The 17,931-nt window shown below is 66.4% G+C and carries 21 protein-coding genes; 10 read left to right on the top strand and 11 right to left on the bottom strand.

Annotated elements, in window-relative coordinates; genetic code table 11:
- Nucleotides 1-3: 3 nt before the first annotated feature.
- Genes rsmD through ACYCAX_RS02820 form a run of 3 tightly spaced genes read right to left on the bottom strand, consistent with a single transcriptional unit; the run spans nucleotide 4 to nucleotide 3,468 of the window.
- On the bottom strand, nucleotides 4-612 hold the full coding sequence (gene rsmD / locus ACYCAX_RS02830; protein WP_294972382.1) for a 16S rRNA (guanine(966)-N(2))-methyltransferase RsmD: 609 nt from the start codon (nucleotides 610-612) through the stop codon (nucleotides 4-6).
- Complete coding sequence (locus ACYCAX_RS02825; RefSeq protein WP_460247375.1) at nucleotides 612-2,105, bottom strand: M16 family metallopeptidase; 1,494 nt, start codon at nucleotides 2,103-2,105, stop codon at nucleotides 612-614. The genes rsmD and ACYCAX_RS02825 overlap by 1 nt, the downstream gene beginning before the upstream one ends.
- Nucleotides 2,098-3,468 (bottom strand): M16 family metallopeptidase, encoded by a 1,371-nt coding sequence (locus ACYCAX_RS02820; protein ID WP_460247374.1) that lies wholly within the window; start codon nucleotides 3,466-3,468, stop codon nucleotides 2,098-2,100. The genes ACYCAX_RS02825 and ACYCAX_RS02820 overlap by 8 nt, the downstream gene beginning before the upstream one ends.
- A 191-nt stretch (nucleotides 3,469-3,659) precedes the next feature.
- Between ACYCAX_RS02820 and ftsY the strand changes: the two genes are divergently transcribed.
- The 5 genes from ftsY to ACYCAX_RS02795 all read left to right on the top strand — a co-directional run bounded on the left by ftsY (nucleotide 3,660) and on the right by ACYCAX_RS02795 (nucleotide 8,402).
- Nucleotides 3,660-5,066, top strand: coding sequence for a signal recognition particle-docking protein FtsY (ftsY, locus tag ACYCAX_RS02815; RefSeq protein ID WP_294972391.1), 1,407 nt, complete (start codon nucleotides 3,660-3,662; stop codon nucleotides 5,064-5,066).
- Complete coding sequence (gene ftsE, locus ACYCAX_RS02810; RefSeq protein ID WP_015475108.1) at nucleotides 5,063-5,734, top strand: cell division ATP-binding protein FtsE; 672 nt, start codon at nucleotides 5,063-5,065, stop codon at nucleotides 5,732-5,734. The genes ftsY and ftsE overlap by 4 nt, the downstream gene beginning before the upstream one ends.
- Nucleotides 5,734-6,744 carry a permease-like cell division protein FtsX gene (gene ftsX, locus ACYCAX_RS02805; protein WP_294972396.1) on the top strand — a complete coding sequence of 337 codons (1,011 nt, stop codon included), beginning with the start codon at nucleotides 5,734-5,736 and terminating at the stop codon, nucleotides 6,742-6,744. Before ftsE ends, ftsX begins: the two co-directional genes overlap by 1 nt.
- 109 nt (nucleotides 6,745-6,853) lie before the next feature.
- Complete coding sequence (rpoH, locus tag ACYCAX_RS02800) at nucleotides 6,854-7,708, top strand: RNA polymerase sigma factor RpoH (protein WP_015475110.1); 855 nt, start codon at nucleotides 6,854-6,856, stop codon at nucleotides 7,706-7,708.
- Nucleotides 7,709-7,787: 79 nt separating this feature from the next.
- The gene (locus ACYCAX_RS02795) at nucleotides 7,788-8,402 is read left to right on the top strand and encodes a hypothetical protein (RefSeq protein WP_015475111.1); all 615 of its coding nucleotides are present in this window, start codon (nucleotides 7,788-7,790) and stop codon (nucleotides 8,400-8,402) included.
- A gap of 40 nt (nucleotides 8,403-8,442) precedes the next feature.
- Here the strand turns inward: ACYCAX_RS02795 and mtgA are convergent, their stop codons facing one another.
- Nucleotides 8,443-9,174 carry a monofunctional biosynthetic peptidoglycan transglycosylase gene (gene mtgA / locus ACYCAX_RS02790; protein ID WP_015475112.1) on the bottom strand — a complete coding sequence of 244 codons (732 nt, stop codon included), beginning with the start codon at nucleotides 9,172-9,174 and terminating at the stop codon, nucleotides 8,443-8,445.
- 32 nt (nucleotides 9,175-9,206) lie between these two features.
- On the opposite strand from mtgA, the gene ACYCAX_RS02785 reads away from it, so the two are divergent.
- From ACYCAX_RS02785 to ACYCAX_RS02765, 5 genes are all read left to right on the top strand, one after another.
- Complete coding sequence (locus tag ACYCAX_RS02785) at nucleotides 9,207-9,575, top strand: DUF423 domain-containing protein (RefSeq protein WP_015475113.1); 369 nt, start codon at nucleotides 9,207-9,209, stop codon at nucleotides 9,573-9,575.
- 100 nt (nucleotides 9,576-9,675) lie between these two features.
- Nucleotides 9,676-9,876 carry a sulfur carrier protein ThiS gene (gene thiS, locus ACYCAX_RS02780; protein WP_015475114.1) on the top strand — a complete coding sequence of 67 codons (201 nt, stop codon included), beginning with the start codon at nucleotides 9,676-9,678 and terminating at the stop codon, nucleotides 9,874-9,876.
- A 54-nt stretch (nucleotides 9,877-9,930) separates the two neighbouring features.
- On the top strand, nucleotides 9,931-10,737 hold the full coding sequence (locus ACYCAX_RS02775) for a thiazole synthase (RefSeq protein ID WP_460247373.1): 807 nt from the start codon (nucleotides 9,931-9,933) through the stop codon (nucleotides 10,735-10,737).
- A 135-nt stretch (nucleotides 10,738-10,872) separates the two neighbouring features.
- Nucleotides 10,873-11,544 (top strand): tRNA (guanosine(46)-N7)-methyltransferase TrmB, encoded by a 672-nt coding sequence (gene trmB / locus ACYCAX_RS02770; RefSeq protein ID WP_236620523.1) that lies wholly within the window; start codon nucleotides 10,873-10,875, stop codon nucleotides 11,542-11,544.
- A 164-nt stretch (nucleotides 11,545-11,708) separates the two neighbouring features.
- Complete coding sequence (locus tag ACYCAX_RS02765; RefSeq protein WP_294972404.1) at nucleotides 11,709-13,055, top strand: DUF1329 domain-containing protein; 1,347 nt, start codon at nucleotides 11,709-11,711, stop codon at nucleotides 13,053-13,055.
- 168 nt (nucleotides 13,056-13,223) lie between these two features.
- Here the strand turns inward: ACYCAX_RS02765 and ACYCAX_RS02760 are convergent, their stop codons facing one another.
- From ACYCAX_RS02760 to metX, 7 genes are all read right to left on the bottom strand, one after another.
- Nucleotides 13,224-13,478: a hypothetical protein gene (locus ACYCAX_RS02760; RefSeq protein WP_015475118.1), complete on the bottom strand. Its 255-nt coding sequence runs from the start codon at nucleotides 13,476-13,478 to the stop codon at nucleotides 13,224-13,226.
- Nucleotides 13,479-13,524: 46 nt separating this feature from the next.
- Entirely contained in the window at nucleotides 13,525-13,848 is a 324-nt protein-coding gene (locus ACYCAX_RS02755) for a DUF3392 domain-containing protein (protein WP_015475119.1), read from the bottom strand.
- A gap of 85 nt (nucleotides 13,849-13,933) precedes the next feature.
- The gene (hemW, locus tag ACYCAX_RS02750) at nucleotides 13,934-15,121 is read right to left on the bottom strand and encodes a radical SAM family heme chaperone HemW (RefSeq protein WP_294972409.1); all 1,188 of its coding nucleotides are present in this window, start codon (nucleotides 15,119-15,121) and stop codon (nucleotides 13,934-13,936) included.
- Complete coding sequence (gene rdgB / locus ACYCAX_RS02745; RefSeq protein WP_294972411.1) at nucleotides 15,118-15,711, bottom strand: RdgB/HAM1 family non-canonical purine NTP pyrophosphatase; 594 nt, start codon at nucleotides 15,709-15,711, stop codon at nucleotides 15,118-15,120. The genes hemW and rdgB overlap by 4 nt, the downstream gene beginning before the upstream one ends.
- The gene (locus ACYCAX_RS02740; protein WP_015475122.1) at nucleotides 15,708-16,130 is read right to left on the bottom strand and encodes a DUF4426 domain-containing protein; all 423 of its coding nucleotides are present in this window, start codon (nucleotides 16,128-16,130) and stop codon (nucleotides 15,708-15,710) included. Before ACYCAX_RS02740 ends, rdgB begins: the two co-directional genes overlap by 4 nt.
- Before the next feature lie 20 nt (nucleotides 16,131-16,150).
- Nucleotides 16,151-16,771 (bottom strand): methionine biosynthesis protein MetW, encoded by a 621-nt coding sequence (gene metW / locus ACYCAX_RS02735; protein WP_460247372.1) that lies wholly within the window; start codon nucleotides 16,769-16,771, stop codon nucleotides 16,151-16,153.
- Nucleotides 16,772-16,782: 11 nt separating this feature from the next.
- Nucleotides 16,783-17,922, bottom strand: a complete 1,140-nt coding sequence (gene metX / locus ACYCAX_RS02730) for a homoserine O-succinyltransferase MetX (RefSeq protein ID WP_015475124.1) — start codon at nucleotides 17,920-17,922, stop codon at nucleotides 16,783-16,785.
- Nucleotides 17,923-17,931 lie beyond the last annotated feature (9 nt).

Raw genomic sequence — 17,931 nt, 5'->3', positions numbered from 1 at the left:
CGATCAGCCTTCCCGATGCCACAGCGCGTAGTGCACCGCACCGGCCTTCTTTTCCCGGTGTAGCCGCCAGTTGCCCGGCAGACCGAGGCTGGACGGTGCGGCTTCGCTTTCGGTGTAGACCCAGGCGTCCCTGGCCAGCCAGCCGCGCGCTTCCAGCAGGTGGCAGGCGTTCTGCAGCAGGTCCTGATGGAAGGGTGGGTCGAGGAACACCAGGTCGAACGGGGTCGCCGGTTGGCTTTCCAGGTAGCGCAGGGCGTCGCTCAGCAGGACCTGGCCGTTGTCGCACTGGAGGGTGCCGAGGTGGCCGCGCAGGGCGGCGGCCGCTTCGGCGTTGGTATCCAGCGCCAGGCCCGTGCTGGCGCCGCGCGACAGGGCCTCGAGGAACAACGCGCCGCTGCCGGCGAAGGGGTCCAGCACGCGAGCGCCGGGGACGTAGGCCGCTAGCCAGTTGAACAGGGTTTCGCGCACCCGGTCCGGGGTCGGGCGCAGGCTCGGGCCGTCGGGGAAGGCGAAGCGCCGACTGCGCCACTCGCCGCCGATGATGCGCAGCTGGCCCTGGCCGCCGTGGGGCTTCTGTGCGGCGCGCGGGGCGCCGCCGGGACGTTTGCTCATCAGTGCTCCGGTACGCCGGTGGGTTGCTCGGCGGGTTTGTCGGTGGGGGGCGGCAGCGGTTTCTGCGGTACGCTGGGACCGGCGGTAACGATGACAAAACCGTCCGGGTCGAGGTGCCGGCGCATGGCTTGCCGCACCTGCTCGACGCTCAGCGCCTGCACCTGGCTGAGGAAGGTTTCCAGGTAGTCCAGTGGCAGGCCGTAGAAGCCGATGGCGCCCAGCTGGCCGACGATGTCGGCGTTGCTCGCGGTGGACAGCGGGAAGCTGCCGGCCAGCTCGCGCTTGGCGTCGTCCAGTTCCTTCTGCGTCGGGCCCTTGTCGAGGTAGTCGCGAACGATGTCCTGGACCAGCTTGAGGGTGCCTTCGCTCATTTCGGCGCGGGTCTGCAGGCCGATGGTGAACGGCCCGCGCGACTGCATGCCGGTGAAGCCGGAGTACACGCCGTAGGTCAGGCCGCGCTTCTCGCGCACCTGGTCCATCAGGCGGGTGCCGAAGCCGCCGCCGCCGAGGATCTGGTTGCCCAGGTAGAGCGCGGCGTAGTCCGGGTCGCTGCGGGTGATGCCCAGTTGCGCCAGCATCAGCTGGGTCTGCTTGGACGGGAACTCGATGTGGGTGACGCCGGCCTTGGGCATCTGCGGCTCGCCCGGTGCGGGCAGGGCAGGGCCCTTGGGCAGGGATTTCGACACGCTGTTGGCGATGGCTTCAGCCTGCTCGCGGGTCAGGTCGCCGACCAGCGCGATGACCGTGTTGCCGGCGGCATAAGCCTTCTGGTGGAAGGCACGCAGCTGGGTGGTGGTGATCTTCGGGATCGACTTCTCGTTGCCGTCGCTGGAGTGGGCGTAGGGGTGCTCGCCATACAGCCGCTTGAACAGTTCGAGGCCCGCCAGCTTGCCGGGGTTCTGCTTCTGGTACTCGAGGCCCGCCAGTACCTGGTTCTTGATGCGCACCAGGGCGTCCTCGGGGAAGGTCGGCTGGCCGATCACCTGGTCGAACAGCGCCAGCGCGGCGTCGCGCTTGGTTGGCTCGCTCAGGCTGCGCAGGCTGGCCACCGCCATGTCGCGGTAGGAGCCGTTGCCGAAGTTGGCGCCCAGGTCGTCGAAACCGGCGGCGATGGCGCTGGTGTCCTTGCCGGGCACGCCTTCGTTGAGCATGGCGTTGGTCAGCATGGCCAGGCCGTAGCTGTCGCCGTCCTGGCTGCTGCCGGCGGCGAAGGTCAGGCGCAGGTCGAACATCGGCAGCTCATGGGCTTCGACGAAGAGCACGCGGGCGCCTTCGGCGGTCTGCCATTGCTGGATGTCCAGCTTGCGGTGGCCGGGCGCCTTGCCGGCGGCTTCGGCGAGGGATTGCAGGCCGGTGGGCGCGCTCGGCTCGATGGCCGGCCTGGCGGCTTCGGCATTGGCGGCAGGGCGGGAAACGAACAGCAGCAGTCCGGCGATCAGCGCGATGACGATCAGCCCGACCAGGCCGTAGCGCAGGCCATTGCGTTCACTCATGGCTCGGCTCCTTGTCGGTGGCGACTTCCGGCAGGACCTGGGCGAGGGTCAGGCGGGAGCGGGTGAAATAGGTGCGAGCGGCTTGCTGGATGTCTTCGGCAGTGACCGCCTGCAGGGATTGCAGGTCCTGGTCGGCCAGCTTCCAGGACAGACCGACGCTTTCCAGCTCGCCGATGGTGCTGGCCTGGCTGGCGATGGAGTCGCGCTCGTAGACCAGCCCGGCGATGACCTGGGCGCGCACGCGCTCCAGCTCTTCCTTGCTTGGCGGAGCTTTCTTCAGTTCTTCCAGTTGCTGCCAGAGGGCGGTTTCGACCTGGTCGAGGGTCTTGCCGGTCTGCACGTTGGGCGTCGCGGAGAGGAAGAACAGGCTGTCGCCGCGGGCGAAGGCGTCGTAGGAGGCGGAGGCGCCGGCGACGATTTCCTCGCCGCGCTCCAGACGCGAGGCCAGGCGGGCGCTGTAGCCGCCGTCGAGGATCGCCGAGAGCAGGCGCAGGGCGTTGACCTCGCGCGGGTTGTCGGTGCTGCCCAGGCTCGGCACGTTGAAGCCCATGATCAGGCTCGGCAACTGGGTGCGCACGTGCAGCGTCAGGCGGCGCTCGCCGGGTTCGGCCAGTTCCAGCGGCTTGCGCGCGGCGGGCAGGTCGCGCCTGGGGATCTCGCCGAAGTACTTCCCGGCCAGGGCCTTCACCTCGTCGCCGCTGACGTCGCCGACCACCACCAGGGTGGCGTTGTTCGGCGCATACCAGGCCTGGTACCAGTGGCGCAGGTCGTCGACGGTCATGCGCTGCAGGTCGGCCATCCAGCCGATGGTCGGTGTGCGGTAGCCGCTGGCGGGGTAGGCGGCGGCCTTGAAGCGCTCGAAGGCCAGCGAATTGGGCTTGTCGTCGGTGCGCAGGCGGCGTTCTTCCTTGATCACCTCGATCTCGCTGTTGAACTGGTCGGGCGGCAGGGCGAGATGGGCCATGCGGTCGGCTTCCAGCTCCAGCGCCACTGGCAGGCGGTCGCGGGCCAGCACCTGGTAGTAGGCGGTGTAGTCGTCGGTGGTGAAGGCGTTCTCTTCCGCGCCGAGGTCGCGCAGCACGCGCGAGGCCTCGCCGGGGCCGAGCTTGCGGCTGCCCTTGAACATCATGTGCTCCAGGGCGTGGGAGAGGCCGGTGAGGCCGGGCGTCTCGTAGCTGGAGCCAACCTTGTACCAGAGCTGGGAAACCACCACGGGTGCGCGGTGGTCTTCGCGGACCACGACCTTCAGGCCGTTGTCCAGGGTGTATTCATGGGTGGGCTGCGGATCTGCGGCAACCGCCATCAGCGGAAGCAACAGGGTGCCGAGCAGCAGGCCGGCATGACGGCGTGCAGGGGTTTTCATCGTCGAATGAACCTTTCGGGCTATCCGCAGGGTCTATGCAGGCTGGCGGCCAGCCTCTTAACCCCGGCGGGCGAGGAGATGCTAGGATACCCATCCGTTTTCCGGGCGGCCACGTTCAGGGCTTCTCAAAGCTGTTTCGAGGCGTTTTTGCCGCCTGATTCCGTGGCGTCCCCTAGAGATTCGATCCCTACATGTTTGGTTCCAACGACGACAAAAAGGCCCCGCCAGCCGGGGAGAAGAAGGGTCTGTTCGGCTGGTGGCGCAAGAAGCCGCAGGCGGAGGAGCAACCCGTAGCCGAAGCCGAGCAGCAGGTCGAGCAGCCCGTTGCCGCCGAACCGGTTCCCGCACCCGAACAGGCTCCGGCCGCCCCGCGCGCAGAGCCGACGCCCGAGCCTGCTCCCGAACCGATAGTCGACGTGGTGCCCGCCAGCGTGCCGGTCGAGCCGCTGGCGCAGCCCGCCGCGCAACCCGCGCCGCAATCCGTTGCGCAGCCGGTTGTTGCCGAGGCGCCGCAGGCGGCGGTCCAGCCGGTCGAGCCGGCGCCTGTCGCTGCGCCCGTTCAGCCAGAACCTGTTGCCGAAGCGCCCGCCGTGGTCGCCCAGCCTGAACCCGAGCCCGCCCCGCAGCCTGAGCCGCAGGCCAAGCCCGCCGCCAGCGAGCCGGGCAAGCTCGGTTTCTTCGCCCGCCTCAAGCAGGGCCTGTCGAAGACCAGCGCCAGCCTTGGCGAAGGCATGGCCAGCCTGTTCCTGGGCAAGAAGGCCATCGACGACGACCTGCTCGACGAGATCGAAACCCGCCTGCTGACCGCCGACGTCGGCGTCGAGGCCACTACCACCATCGTGCAGAACCTGACCAAGCGCGTGGCGCGCAAGGAACTGGCCGACAGCGAAGCGCTGTACAAGGCCCTGCAGGAAGAGCTGGCCGGCCTGCTGCGCCCCGTCGAGCAGCCGCTGACCATTGCCGCCGACAAGCAGCCCTACGTGATCCTGGTGGTCGGCGTGAACGGCGTCGGCAAGACCACCACCATCGGCAAGCTGGCCAAGAAGCTGCAGCAGGATGGCAAGAAGGTCATGCTCGCCGCCGGCGACACCTTCCGCGCCGCCGCCGTCGAGCAGTTGCAGGTCTGGGGCGAGCGCAACAACATCGCGGTGATCGCCCAGCACACCGGCGCGGACTCCGCCTCGGTGATCTTCGACGCGGTGCAGGCCGCCAAGGCCCGTGGTGTGGACGTGCTGATCGCCGATACCGCCGGTCGCCTGCATACCAAGGACAACCTGATGGAAGAGCTGAAGAAGGTGCGCCGGGTGATCGGCAAGCTGGACCAGACGGCTCCCCACGAAGTCCTGCTGGTGCTGGACGCCGGCACCGGGCAGAACGCCATCAACCAGGCCAAGCAGTTCAACAACGCCGTGGAACTCACCGGCCTGGCCCTGACCAAACTGGACGGCACCGCCAAGGGCGGGGTGATCTTCGCCCTGGCCAAGCAGTTCGGCCTGCCGATTCGCTACATCGGTGTCGGCGAAGGGATCGACGATCTTCGAACCTTCGAGGCCGACGCCTTCGTCCGCGCACTCTTCGAGACCCGGGAAATCGCATGATCCGTTTCGAGCAGGTTGGCAAACGCTACCCCAACGGCCATGTCGGCCTGCACGAGATTTCGTTCCGCGTGCCGCGCGGCGAGATCATGTTCGTCACCGGCCACTCCGGCGCGGGCAAGAGTACCCTGCTGCGGCTGATCCTGGCGATGGAACGGCCCACCTCCGGCAAGCTGCTGCTCGGCGGGCAGGACGTCTCGCGCATCTCCACCGCGCAGATTCCCTTCCTGCGCCGGCAGATCGGCGTGGTGTTCCAGAACCACCAACTGCTCAACGACCGCAGCGTGTTCGACAACGTCGCCCTGCCGATGCAGATCCTTGGCCTGCCCAAGGCGGACATCGCCTACCGCGTCGAAGCGGCGCTGGAGCGGGTGAACCTCAAGGAGAAGGCCCAGGACCTGCCGTCCGACCTCTCCACCGGCCAGCAACAGCGCGTCGGCATCGCCCGCGCGGTGGTGCATCGCCCGGCCCTGCTGCTGGCGGACGAGCCCACCGGTAACCTCGACCCGCGCCTGGCCTCGGAAATCATGGCCGTCTTCGAAGACATCAACCGCCTGGGCACCACCGTGCTGATCGCCAGCCACGACCTGGCGCTGATCGCGCGGATGCACCACCGGATGATCACCCTGCAGCGCGGCCGCATCATCGCCGACCGCGAGGAGACCGCCTGATGAGCGCTAATGACCTGCCCCACGGCCCGGAAGAGGGCACGCCGCAGCGCAACACCCGCGAGCGCCCGGACGAGCACGAGAACCAGGACCAGAGCGCCTCGCTGGCCGCCTATGCGGAAAACCACCGAGCCAGCCTGGCCGACAGCCTGCATCGCCTGTTCAGCCATCCCTTCGGCAGCTTCTTCACCTGCCTGGTGATGGGCATCACCCTCAGCCTGCCTATGGGCCTGTCGCTGTTGCTGGGCAACGTCGAGCGCCTCGGCGGCTCCTGGCAGCGCGCCGCACAGATTTCCCTGTTCCTCGACCTGAAGGCCAGCGACTCCCAAGGGCAGGACCTGCGCGAACAGATCGAGAAAATGCCCGATGTGATCGAGGCGCAGTTGATCAGCCGCGACGATGCGCTGAAGGAATTGCAGGAACAGTCCGGTCTGGGCGAGGCCCTGAAGGAATTACCCGACAACCCGCTGCCGGCGGTGATCTCGGTGACACCCAAGCAGATCGACAAGGCGCAACTGGATGCCTTGCGTCAACGCTTGTCCGAGTTGCCGGGTGTACAACAGGCACAGCTGGATCTGGTCTGGGTCGAGCGGCTGTCGGCGATCCTCAAGCTGGGCGACCGCTTCGTCTTCGGCCTGACGCTCCTGCTGGTGCTGACCCTGCTGCTGGTGATCGGTAACACCATCCGCCTGCACATTGAAAACCGCCGTAACGAAATCGAGGTGATCAAGCTGGTCGGCGGGACGGACGGTTACGTGCGCCGCCCCTTCCTCTATATGGGCGCGTTGTACGGCCTGGGCGCGGGCATCCTGTCCTGGGCGTTGCTGGCCTTCGGCCTGAACTGGCTGAACGGCGCGGTAGTCAACCTGGCCGGGCTCTACGGCAGCGACTTCGCCCTCGCCGGCGTGCCGGTGGATGACGGCCTGTCGCTCACCGTCGGCGCCGTGCTGCTGGGCTGGATCGGTGCCTGGCTGGCCGTGGCGCGCCACCTGCGGGAGCTGGCGCCACGCTGAAGCCCTTGATTTTACTGACTCTCGCAGAGTGTAAAGGAACTTTTACACCCGCTTGCAGTCAGATTTCGCAGTGCTACACTGCGCGAGTTTCGTGAATCGGAGGATTCGCATGACCACTTCTCTGCAACCTGTTTATGCCCTGGTTCCCGGTGCAAACCTGGAAGCCTATGTGCATTCGGTGAACAGCATTCCGCTGTTGTCGCCGGAGCAGGAGCGCGAACTGGCCGAACGCCTCTTCTATCAGCAAGACCTGGAAGCGGCACGGCAAATGGTTCTGGCGCACCTGCGCTTCGTCGTGCACATCGCCCGGAGTTATTCCGGGTACGGCCTGGCTCAGGCCGATCTGATCCAGGAAGGCAACGTCGGCCTGATGAAGGCCGTGAAGCGCTTCAACCCGGAAATGGGTGTGCGCCTGGTGTCGTTCGCCGTCCATTGGATCAAGGCGGAAATCCATGAGTTCATCCTGCGCAACTGGCGGATCGTGAAAGTCGCGACCACCAAGGCGCAGCGCAAGCTGTTCTTCAACCTGCGCAGCCAGAAGAAGCGTCTGGCCTGGCTGAGCAACGACGAAGTTCACCGCGTCGCCGAAAGCCTGGGCGTCGAAGCCCGCGAAGTCCGCGAGATGGAAAGCCGTCTCACCGGGCAGGACATGGCCTTCGATCCGGCGGCCGATGCCGACGACGAAAGCGCCTACCAGTCTCCGGCGCATTATCTGGAAGATCATCGCTACGACCCGGCGCGCCAGCTGGAGGAAGCGGACTGGAGCGACAGCTCCACCGCCAGCCTGCACGAGGCGCTGGAAGGCCTGGACGAGCGCAGCCGCGACATCCTCTACCAGCGCTGGCTGGCCGAGGAGAAGGCGACGCTGCACGACCTGGCAGCCAAGTACAACGTGTCCGCCGAGCGGATTCGTCAGCTGGAAAAGAACGCGATGAACAAACTCAAGGGTCGCATCGAAGCCTGACCGGCTTCGACGCGCCCCGGCGAGTCCGAGAACCGCACCCAGGTGCGGTTTTTTTCTGCCCGCGCAACCGGAGAGCTCCATGCCGCGCCTTCGCCCCATCCACGGGATGTTCTTCCTCGTCATCGCCGCGCTGGCGTTCGCCCTGGGTTCCTGGGTCGCCCGCACCGCGGCGCCGCCCAAGCCGCCGCAGTGGTTCGGCGAGTGGAAGGAAAAGGTCTTCGAGCCGTTGGCCGATGAGCGCCTGACGTTGAGCGAGCTCCAGGCCCAATTGCCGGGCGAGCTCTGGCTGACCGCCAGCCAGGACGGGCCGCAGTTGCACTATCGCGGCAAGTTGCAGGCCGACGAAGGACTCTGGCACGTCGAGGCGGAGCTGGCGCTGAGCCCGACGGAGCATGCCAGCCTGGCCAAGGCCACCGGCATGCAGCCCGGCAGCAAGGATCAGCCATTGAGTGCCGAGCTGATGCGCCAATTGGAGAGCAAGCCGGTCGCCGATCTGGCGCTGGCGCCGCAGGAGGAGCTGGCCGTTGGCCGTCTGGCGGTCAGCCTGGGTGATCCGAAGCTGCGCTTGCAGACCGATGGCGGCGAAGCCTGGGTCTACCCCGAGCGGGGCCTGACGCTGCTGCACAAGGATGGCCTGCTGCAATGGCTGCGCGTGGTCCCGCGCACCACGTTCGAGAAGACCGGGCCGCACTGAGCTTCTTGTTCAGGAGGCGTTCTGGAGGGGCAGGGCGGCGCTACAGCCGGTTGAGGTAGTCGTTACCGCCCAACTGCCACATCTGCTGGCGGATCCAGGCGGCGCGCTGGCGCACGTAGGCGCCGGGGCGGCTGGCGCTCCATTTGCGCGGGTTGGGCAGCACGGCGGCGAGCAGGCTGGCCTGCTGGCGCGACAGGCGCTGGGCGTCGACGCCGAAGTGGTGGCGCGCGGCGGCCTGGGCGCCGAAGACCCCGGAATCCCACTCCACGCTGTTCAGGTAGACCTCGAGAATCCGCTGCTTGGGCCAGAAGGTTTCGATCAGCAGGGTGAACCAGGCCTCGAAGCCTTTGCGCACCCAACTGCGGCCAGACCAGAGGAAGACGTTCTTCGCCACCTGCTGGCTGATGGTGCTGGCACCGCGCACGCTGCCGCCGTGTTCGTTGTGGGCCAGGGCCTTCTGGATCGCCGGCAGGTCGAAGCCGTGGTGTTCGGCGAATTTCTGGTCCTCGCCGGCGATCACCGCGATCTTCAGGTCTTCCGGCAATTCGTCCCAGGAGCGCCAACTGCGCTGCAGATCGATCGGTTTGCCGTCGAACCAGGACTCGATCTTGCGCTCCACCATCAGCATGCTGCCCGGCGGCGGTACCCAGCGCAGGACGATGACCAGCGCCACGCTGCCGGCAGCGAACCAGAGGGCGAACTTGAACAGACGGCGGAACAGGTTGCGCATGGTGGACTGGCTGAGCTTTGCCTGGGCGGATGAGCGGGCCATTATAGCGGCACTCATCTGCCTGGAGTTTTCGCATGCTGCGTATCTTCCTCATGCTTGCCGCCTTTTTCGGCTTCACCGGCGTGGCGCTCGGCGCCTTCGCCGCCCACGGCCTGAAAAACCGTCTCACTCCGGAGTACCTGGCGGTGTTCCAGACCGGCGTGCACTACCAGATGTTGCATGCTCTGGCCTTGCTGGGCGTGGCGCTGCTCTCGGTGCAGGTCGGCGGCGCGCTGGTGAAATGGGCCGGCTGGGCCTTCGTCATCGGCATCCTGCTGTTCTCCGGCAGCCTCTACCTGCTGACCCTGGCAGGCCTCGGCGTAGGCATCATCACGCCGATCGGCGGCCTGTTCTTCCTCGTCGGCTGGGCTCTGCTGCTGGCCGCAGCCGTGCGGCTGGGCTGACCCGGATGTCAGAAAAGCCCGAGTGCGACGCTCCGGTACCTTGGTCATCCGGCGCGATCGGGCTAGAATGCCGACCCCTCCAGCAACGACCGTCCCGCCCATGCGTATTCAGTTGAACGGCGAATCTTTCGAGCTGCCCGACGGCCACACCGTCGCCAACCTGCTCGAGCGTCTCGACCTCACCGGCAAGCGTGTTGCGGTCGAGCTCAATCAGGACATCGTGCCGCGCAGCCAGCACGCCGCCACCGCCCTGAGCGAAGGCGACCAGGTGGAAGTGGTGCATGCCATCGGCGGCGGCTAGCGGCCGCCACCCAGACTTTCAGGCCCCGCCCGCCTTTCCTTCAGGAGTGATCCGATGAGCCAACCCAACTCCAATCTGCCGGTCGACAAACCCTTCACCCTGGCTGGCCGCACCTACAGTTCGCGCCTGCTGGTCGGCACCGGCAAGTACAAGGACCTCGAAGAAACCCGCGTCGCCATCGAGGCCTCGGGGGCCGAGATCGTCACCGTGGCGGTGCGCCGCACCAACATCGGCCAGAACCCGGGCGAACCGAACCTGCTGGACGTGATCCCGCCGGATCGCTACACCATCCTGCCGAACACCGCCGGCTGCTACGACGCCGTCGAGGCCGTGCGCACCTGCCGCCTGGCCCGCGAGCTGCTCGATGGTCACAACCTGGTCAAGCTGGAAGTCCTGGCCGACCAGAAGACCCTCTTCCCCAACGTCGTCGAAACCCTCAAGGCCGCCGAAGTGCTGGTCAAGGACGGCTTCGACGTCATGGTGTACACCAGCGACGACCCGATCATCGCACGCCAGCTGGCCGAGATCGGCTGCATCGCGGTGATGCCGCTGGCCGGCCTGATCGGTTCGGGCCTGGGTATCTGCAACCCGTACAACCTGCGCATCATCCTCGAAGAAGCCAGCGTTCCGGTGCTGGTGGATGCCGGCGTGGGCACCGCCTCCGACGCCACCATCGCGATGGAGCTGGGCTGCGAGGCCGTGCTGATGAACACCGCCATCGCCCACGCGCAGAATCCGGTGATGATGGCCGAAGCCATGAAGCACTCCATCGTCGCCGGCCGCCTGGCCTACCTGGCCGGCCGCATGCCGCGCAAGCTGTATGCCAGCGCGTCGTCGCCGATGACGGGCCTGATCAACTAAGTATTTCCACCCCAGCGCGCGGGCCGGTTTGCCTCTGGTAACCGGCCCGCGTGTGCATTTACCCGCAAGGTTCGAGTCATGAGTGACATTCCCGAGAATCAGCCCGAAAACCAGCCCGACGGCGATAACCGGCCGATGCGCACCATCAAGAGCTTCGTGATGCGCGCCGGGCGCACCACCCTCGGCCAGCAGCGCGGCCTCGAGCAGGGCTGGCCGAAGTACGGCCTGGAGCTGGCCGACGGCCTGCGGGACTTCGACCAGGTGTTCGGGCGCCAGGCGCAGCGCACCTTCGAGATCGGTTTCGGCATGGGCCACGCGACCCTGGAAATGGCCGCCGCTGCGCCGGACCAGGACTTCATCGGCGTGGAAGTGCACCGTCCGGGCGTCGGCGCACTGCTCAACGGCATGCTCACCCAGGACCTGACCAATATCCGCGTCTACAGCTGCGACGCCCTGGAAGTGCTGCGTGACTGCGTGGCCGACGCCAGCCTCGACCGCCTGCTGTTGTTCTTCCCGGACCCGTGGCACAAGTCGCGTCACCACAAGCGTCGTATCGTGCAGCCGGCCTGGGCCGAGCTGGTGCGGCAGAAGCTGAAGGTCGGCGGCGTGCTGCACATGGCCACCGACTGGGAAAACTATGCCGAGCAGATGCTGGAAGTGATGAATGCCGCACCCGGCTACCGCAACCTTTCGGCGGATAATACCTACGTACCGCGTCCGGATGAGCGTCCGGTGACCAAGTTCGAGCGCCGTGGCGAGCGCCTGGGTCATGGCGTCTGGGACCTCAAGTTCGAACGTGTCGACTGAACTGCCCGAAGGCCTGCCAAGCAGGCCTTTTTCATGGATGAACACCGAATAGACCGGGACCACCCGGCGGCCGGGAAGGCCAGCCTCACCTCCTGACAAGAGCGGCGTTCGCCGCCGAAGAAAATAAGAGTGGCGGACAGGAGTCCGCCGCAAAGGAGTTTGCTGTGTTGAAGAAACTTGCTGTACTGCTGATGGCGGGGGTATGGGCCCTGCCGACGCAGGCGAAAGTCGATGCCGCCGAAGCGGCGCGACTGGGCGGCGACCTGACGCCGATGGGGGCGCAGAGAGCCGGCAACGCCAGCGGCACCATCCCGGCCTGGAACGGTGGCATCACCACCCCGCCGGCCGGCTACCAGCCCGGTACCCACCATGTCGATCCGTATGCCGCCGACACCGTGCAGTACAAGGTCGACAGCCAGAACCTGGCGCAGTACCAGGCGCTGCTCACGCCGGGTACCCAGGCGCTGCTGCAGGAGAACCCGGACTACTACCTGCGCGTGTTCCCCAGCCGCCGCAGCGCCGCGCTGCCCCAGCGCATCTACGACGCCACCCGCTTCAACGCCGAGAACGCCGAGCTGATCGCCGACGGCAACGGTGTGCAGGGCGCCGCCGCCGGCGTGCCGTTCCCGATTCCGAAGAGCGGCCTGGAAGCGATCTGGAACCACATCATGCGCTACCGCGGCGAGCAGATTCACCTGGTGACCAACCAGGCCGCCGTGCTCGCCAACGGCAGCTACAACCTGCTCAAGCTCGACCGCTACGTGTACTTCAACTACGGTCGCGAGGGCATGACCCCGCAGGACCTGAACAATACCCTGTTCTACTACAAGTACAACGTGGTCGCCCCGGCCAAGCTGGCCGGTTCCGCGCTGGTGGTGCAGGAAACCCTCGACCAGGTGCTGTCGATCCGCAAGGCCTGGCGCTTCAACCGGGGCGAACGCCGCGTGCGCCGCCTGCCGACCCTGGCCTACGACAGCCTGCAGCCGGACACCAACGGCCTGGCCACCGCCGACACCGTGGACGTCTACAACGGCGCCCCGGACCACTACGAGTGGCAACTGTTGGGCAAGCGCGAGATGCTGGTGCCCTACAACAGCTACGCGGTGCACCAGAAGGGCATTCCCTACGCCGACATCCTGCGCACCAAGACCCTCAACCCCGCGCTGCTGCGCTACGAACCGCACCGCGTCTGGGTGGTCGAGGCGACCCTGCGCAAGGGCATGAGCCATCCGTTCGCCAAGCGCCGCTTCTACCTGGACGAAGACAGCTGGCAGATCCTCGCCACGGACATCTACAACCAGGACGGCAAGCTGATCCGTGCCCAGGAAGTGCATCCGATCAACTACTACGACGTGCCGATGGTGCTCAGCACCCTGGAAGCGCTGTACGACTTCGAGGGCGCGCGTTACTTCGTCGATGGCCTGGACAACAACGAGCCGATGTACGACTTCAACGCCTCGCTGGGGCCGCGTGACTTCACCCCGCTGGCGTTGCGCCGCGAGGGCAACTGAGTCGAACAGAGGCCGCCGCGAGGCGGCCTTTGTCCATCCGTGCGACGTGGCTGGGCAAACCTGCAGGATCGAGGGGGACGCCCAGTCCTTGTTCGCGAACCGCCTCAACGTCGGTGCCGCCGGATGACTCTTTCGCGAGCAAGCTCGCTCCTACGAAAGCAGTCTGCGTCACTCGATCAACTCGGCGCCAAGAACCGTGGTTTCCGGCATGCGCATCGGCGCCGGACTGATCTGCAGGTACTTGATGCTGGCACGCGGAATGATCAGCAGGTCGCCATCCACCTCGATGCTGATGACCGGCGACTCCATCTGTTTGCGGATGCCGCGGGCCACCTCGGTGGGATCGTCGCTCTGCTGTGGGAAGCGCAGCGCCAGGCGCTGGCCATCGGCGAAATGCAGGTAGAGATGCTTGATCGGTTTCATGTGTCCTCCGGCGGTGGTTGGTGGCCAACCGCCGGAGGCACGCAGGTCAACTGCGGTCGGCGATCATGCCAATCACGAAGAACACTAGCAGCAGGACGGGCGCCAGGGTGTAGTTGTTGAAGTAATCCAGGCCCTTGGCCAGCCACGGGGTGACGAAGACCATCGCCAGGCCGTAGCCCACGGCGCAGATCAGCACGAACAGCAGGGTACGGAAGACGAAGTTCAGGCTGCCGATGCGCTGCTGTACCCAGGCGTTGATCGCCGGGCCGAACAGCACCAGCACGGTGGCCATGATCGCCAGGGCGATGTCGGACAGGTGGCCACGGCACCAGCGGGAGACGTTGGCAATCAGGTCGAGCGCGAAGTCCATTGGGGCTCCTTGGGATTCAGAGTCGCCGGGGAGTGTACACGCCGGGCAACGCTGTCGTCGCCCGGCCTGTAGTGGCGGCATGGGCTCAGGGCAGGAAGCGCTGCAGCAGGTCGTTGAGGAACAGCTGGCCGCGCTCGGTGGGGGCCAGGCGCTGCGGATCGTCGCTCAGCAGGCCGTCGGCGCGGGCTTGCCGGCAGGCGTCGGCGATGGCCGCCAGCGGCAGGCCGGTGCGCTCGGTGAAGAGGGCGGCGGGGACGCCGTCGGTCAGGCGCAGGGCGTTCATCATGAACTCGAAGGGCAGGTCGTCCGGCTCAAGGTCGCGTTCGCCGGCCTGGAAGGGTTTTTCCGGGTTCAGGTAGTCCTTCGGCAGGCGAGTCTTCCAGGTGCGCAGGATGCGGCCTTGCGGGGTGCTCAGCTTGGCGTGGGCGCCGGCGCCGATGCCGAGGAAGTCGCCGAAGGTCCAGTAGTTCAGGTTGTGCCGTGCGCGCTGGCCGTTCCGGGCATAGGCCGAGGTTTCGTACTGGACGTAGCCCGCCTCGGCGAGCAGCGCCTGGCCGGCTTCCTGGATTTCCCACAGCTGGTCGTCCTCGGGCAGCTCCGGCGGCTGGCTCCAGAACACCGTGTTCGGCTCCATGGTCAGCTGGTACCAGGACAGGTGCGTCGGCGCGAGTGCTATAGCCTGGCGCAGATCGCTCAGCGCATCGGCGACGCTCTGCTCGGGCAGGCCGTGCATCAGGTCCAGGTTGAAGTTGTCGAAACCGGCGCGACGGGCCATTTCGGCGGCGCGTACCGCTTCGTCGCCGTCATGGATACGACCCAGGGCCTTGAGCTTCTCGCCCTGGAAGCTCTGGATGCCGATGGACAGCCGGTTGATGCCCAGCTTTCGGTAGTCGGCGAACTTGGCCTGCTCGAAGGTGCCGGGGTTGGCTTCCAGGGTGATCTCGATGTCGTCCTCGAAGCCGACCTGGCGTTCCAGACCTTCGAGGATACGGCCCAGCGCCTGGGCGGAGAACAGGCTGGGCGTACCGCCGCCGAAGAAGATCGAGGTCAGCTTGCGACCGTGCACGTAGCCATGATCGGCCGCCAGGTCAGCCAGCAGCGCCTCGACGTAAGCGTCCTCGGGCAGCTCCGGGCCGGCGGCATGGGAGTTGAAGTCGCAATAGGGGCATTTGCGTACGCACCAGGGAATGTGGACGTACGCGGACAGCGGTGGCAGGCGGAAGCCGGAAGCCACCGGCCCTGCGTCGAGCCCGTGGCTTCCTGCCTGGCTCATAGACCCAGCCGCTGCTTCAGCAGGGCCATCGCGCGGGCGCGGTGGCTGAGCTGGTTCTTCTGCTGGGGTGGCAGTTCGGCACTGGAGCACTCGGCTTCCGGCACCCAGAACAGCGGGTCGTAGCCGAAGCCGTGCTCGCCACGGGCTTCGCGCAGGATGCTGCCGTGCCAGAGGCCTTCGCAGAGGATCGGCAGCGGGTCGTCGGCGTGGCGGACCAGGGCCAGCACGCTGACGAACTGGGCGCCGCGCTCTGCATCCGGCACGTCCTTCAGGGCGTCCAGCAGCTTGGCGTTGTTGGCCGCATCGCCCTGGCCGTCGGCGTAGCGCGCGGAATAGATGCCCGGCGCGCCGCCAAGATAGTCCACCGCCAGGCCCGAGTCGTCGGCCAGCGCCGGCAGGCCGGAGATGCGCGCGGCGTTGCGGGCCTTGAGGATGGCGTTCTCGACGAAGGACAGGCCGGTTTCTTCCGGCTCCACATCACTGAACTCGCCGATCGAGCACACCTTCACGTGGGCGCCGAGCATGGCCTGGAGTTCCTTGAGTTTGCCGGCGTTGTGACTGGCCAGCACCAGTTGTTCGAGCTTGATCATTCGTCGGGGAAGATTTCCTGCATGAAGTCGAAGCTCTGCGGCGCTTCGCCTCCGGACTGGACCTGGATGGTGAAGGTCAGGGTTTCGCGGCCCTCGATGGGGAACTGCGCGAGGTTATAGACGGCGCCTTCCTCGACCACACGCTTGAAGGTCAGGGGGATGGTCTGGCCCATCAGGTTCTTGGCACTGCCGGCGACGGTGGCGTTGGCTGGTTTGCCGTTGCTGTCCAGCGGCACGATGTTGACCACGCCCTGGGCCTTGCTGCGCACCACGCCTACGGCCGAGGCGACCTTGGGCTGGAGGAAGCTGGAGTTGAACACGCTGTAGTGGACCTGGAGGTCACCCAGGCGCTTGACCTGTTCGGCGACGGCGGGCAGGGCGAGAGCCAGGCAGGCGATGAAGGTAAGCAGGCGGCGCATGATAGTTCTCCTGGGGTCGATCAGATGGCGATGCGATGGTCCTGCACGCCAGGGCCGCTGACCCGGTAGATGCCGATCTCACCCAACAGATTAGGCCAAACTCGCGAGGCCCAGCCATGCTGGTGCTCGCGGTCTACCGCCAGACGGTCGAGAACCTTCACGTGCAGGTCCTGGCACAAGGCTTCGAAGTCGCCGAAGGTGCAGAAGTGGATGTTCGGCGTGTTGTACCAAGTGTACGGAAGGAAGTCCGACACCGGCATGCGACCGTTGCGCGCGAGGTACCAGCGGCAGCGCCAGTGGCCGAAGTTGGGGAAGGTGATGATGCAGGTCTTGCCCACTCGCAGCATTTCCGCCAGCACCTTGTCCGGGTAGCGCAGGGCTTGCAGGGATTGGGTCATCACCACCACGTCGAAACTGTCGCTGGCGAAGTTGCCCAGGCCTTTGTCCAGGTCCTGTTCGATGACGTTGACGCCACGCTCGATGCAGGTGGCGATCTTGTCGGCGTCGATTTCCAGGCCGTAGCCGCTGACCTGCTTGTGGTCGCGCAGCCAGGCGAGCAACTCGCCGTCGCCGCAGCCCAGGTCGAGTACCTGGCTGCCGGCGGGGATCCAGTCTTGGATGATGTCCAGGTCGGCACGCATGGCGTTCCTTCTTATACGCTGATGCGGTTCATGTAACCGCTGAAGGCTTGCAGGTAGCGTGGAATCGGCATCAGGAAGGCGTCGTGGCCTTGCGGTGCGTCGATTTCCAGGTAGCTGACGTTCTTCTTCGCCGCCAGCAGGGCGTCGACGATTTCTCGCGAGCGCGCCGGGGAGAACCGCCAGTCGGTGGTGAAGGACATCAGGCAGAAGTCCGCCTTCACCCCGGCCAGGGTCTGCGCCAGGTCGTCACCGCAGGAGGCTGCGGGGTCGAAGTAGTCCAGCGCCTTGGTCATCAGCAGGTAGGTGTTGGCGTCGAAACGGGTGGAGAACTCCTCGCCCTGGTAGCGCAGGTAGCTTTCCACTTGGAACTCGACGCTGTGCAGGTCGTAGTTGAGCTTCTCCGACTTCATGTCGCGGCCGAACTTGGCGCCCATCGCATCATCGGAGAGATAGGTGATGTGCCCGACCATCCGCGCCAGGCGCAGGCCGCGGCGGGGAATCACGTCGTGTTCCTGGAAGTGGCCGTCGAAGAACTCGGGGTCCGAGAGGATCGCCTGGCGCGCCACTTCGTTGAAGGCGATGTTCTGTGCCGACAACTTGGGCGCGCTGGCGATGCACAGGCAGTGGCGCACGCGCTCGGGGTAGCTGATGGTCCACTGCAGGGCCTGCATGCCGCCCAGGCTGCCGCCAACGATGGCGGCCCAGCTCTGGATGCCGAGGCGGTCGGCCAGGCGTGCCTGGCTGTTGACCCAGTCTTCCACGGTGACCACCGGGAAATCCGCGCCATAGCTCTTGCCGGTGGCCGGGTTGAGGCTGGTTGGCCCGGTAGAGCCGTTGCAGCCGCCCAGGTTGTTCAGCGCGACGACGAAGAACTTGCGGGTGTCGATGGGCTTGCCCGGACCGATGCAACTGTCCCACCAGCCCGGCTTGCGCTCTTCGCTGCTGTGGTAGCCGGCGGCGTGGTGGTGGCCGGACAGCGCATGGCAGATCAGCACGGCGTTGCTCGCCGTGGCGTTCAGCTCGCCGTAGGTCTCGATCACCAGTTGGTATTCGGGCAGTGTCTTGCCACAGGCCAAGGGCAGCGGCTCGCTGAACTGCAGCGTCTGGGGAGAGACCAGACCGACGGAATCTTCGGGGAAGACTGTAGGCATCGACCCAGC

The sequence above is a fragment of the Pseudomonas sp. MT3 genome, from assembly GCF_054720805.1.
Note: the sequence above shows the minus strand (reverse complement) of the source record. Positions and strands in the feature narration are given on the sequence as shown.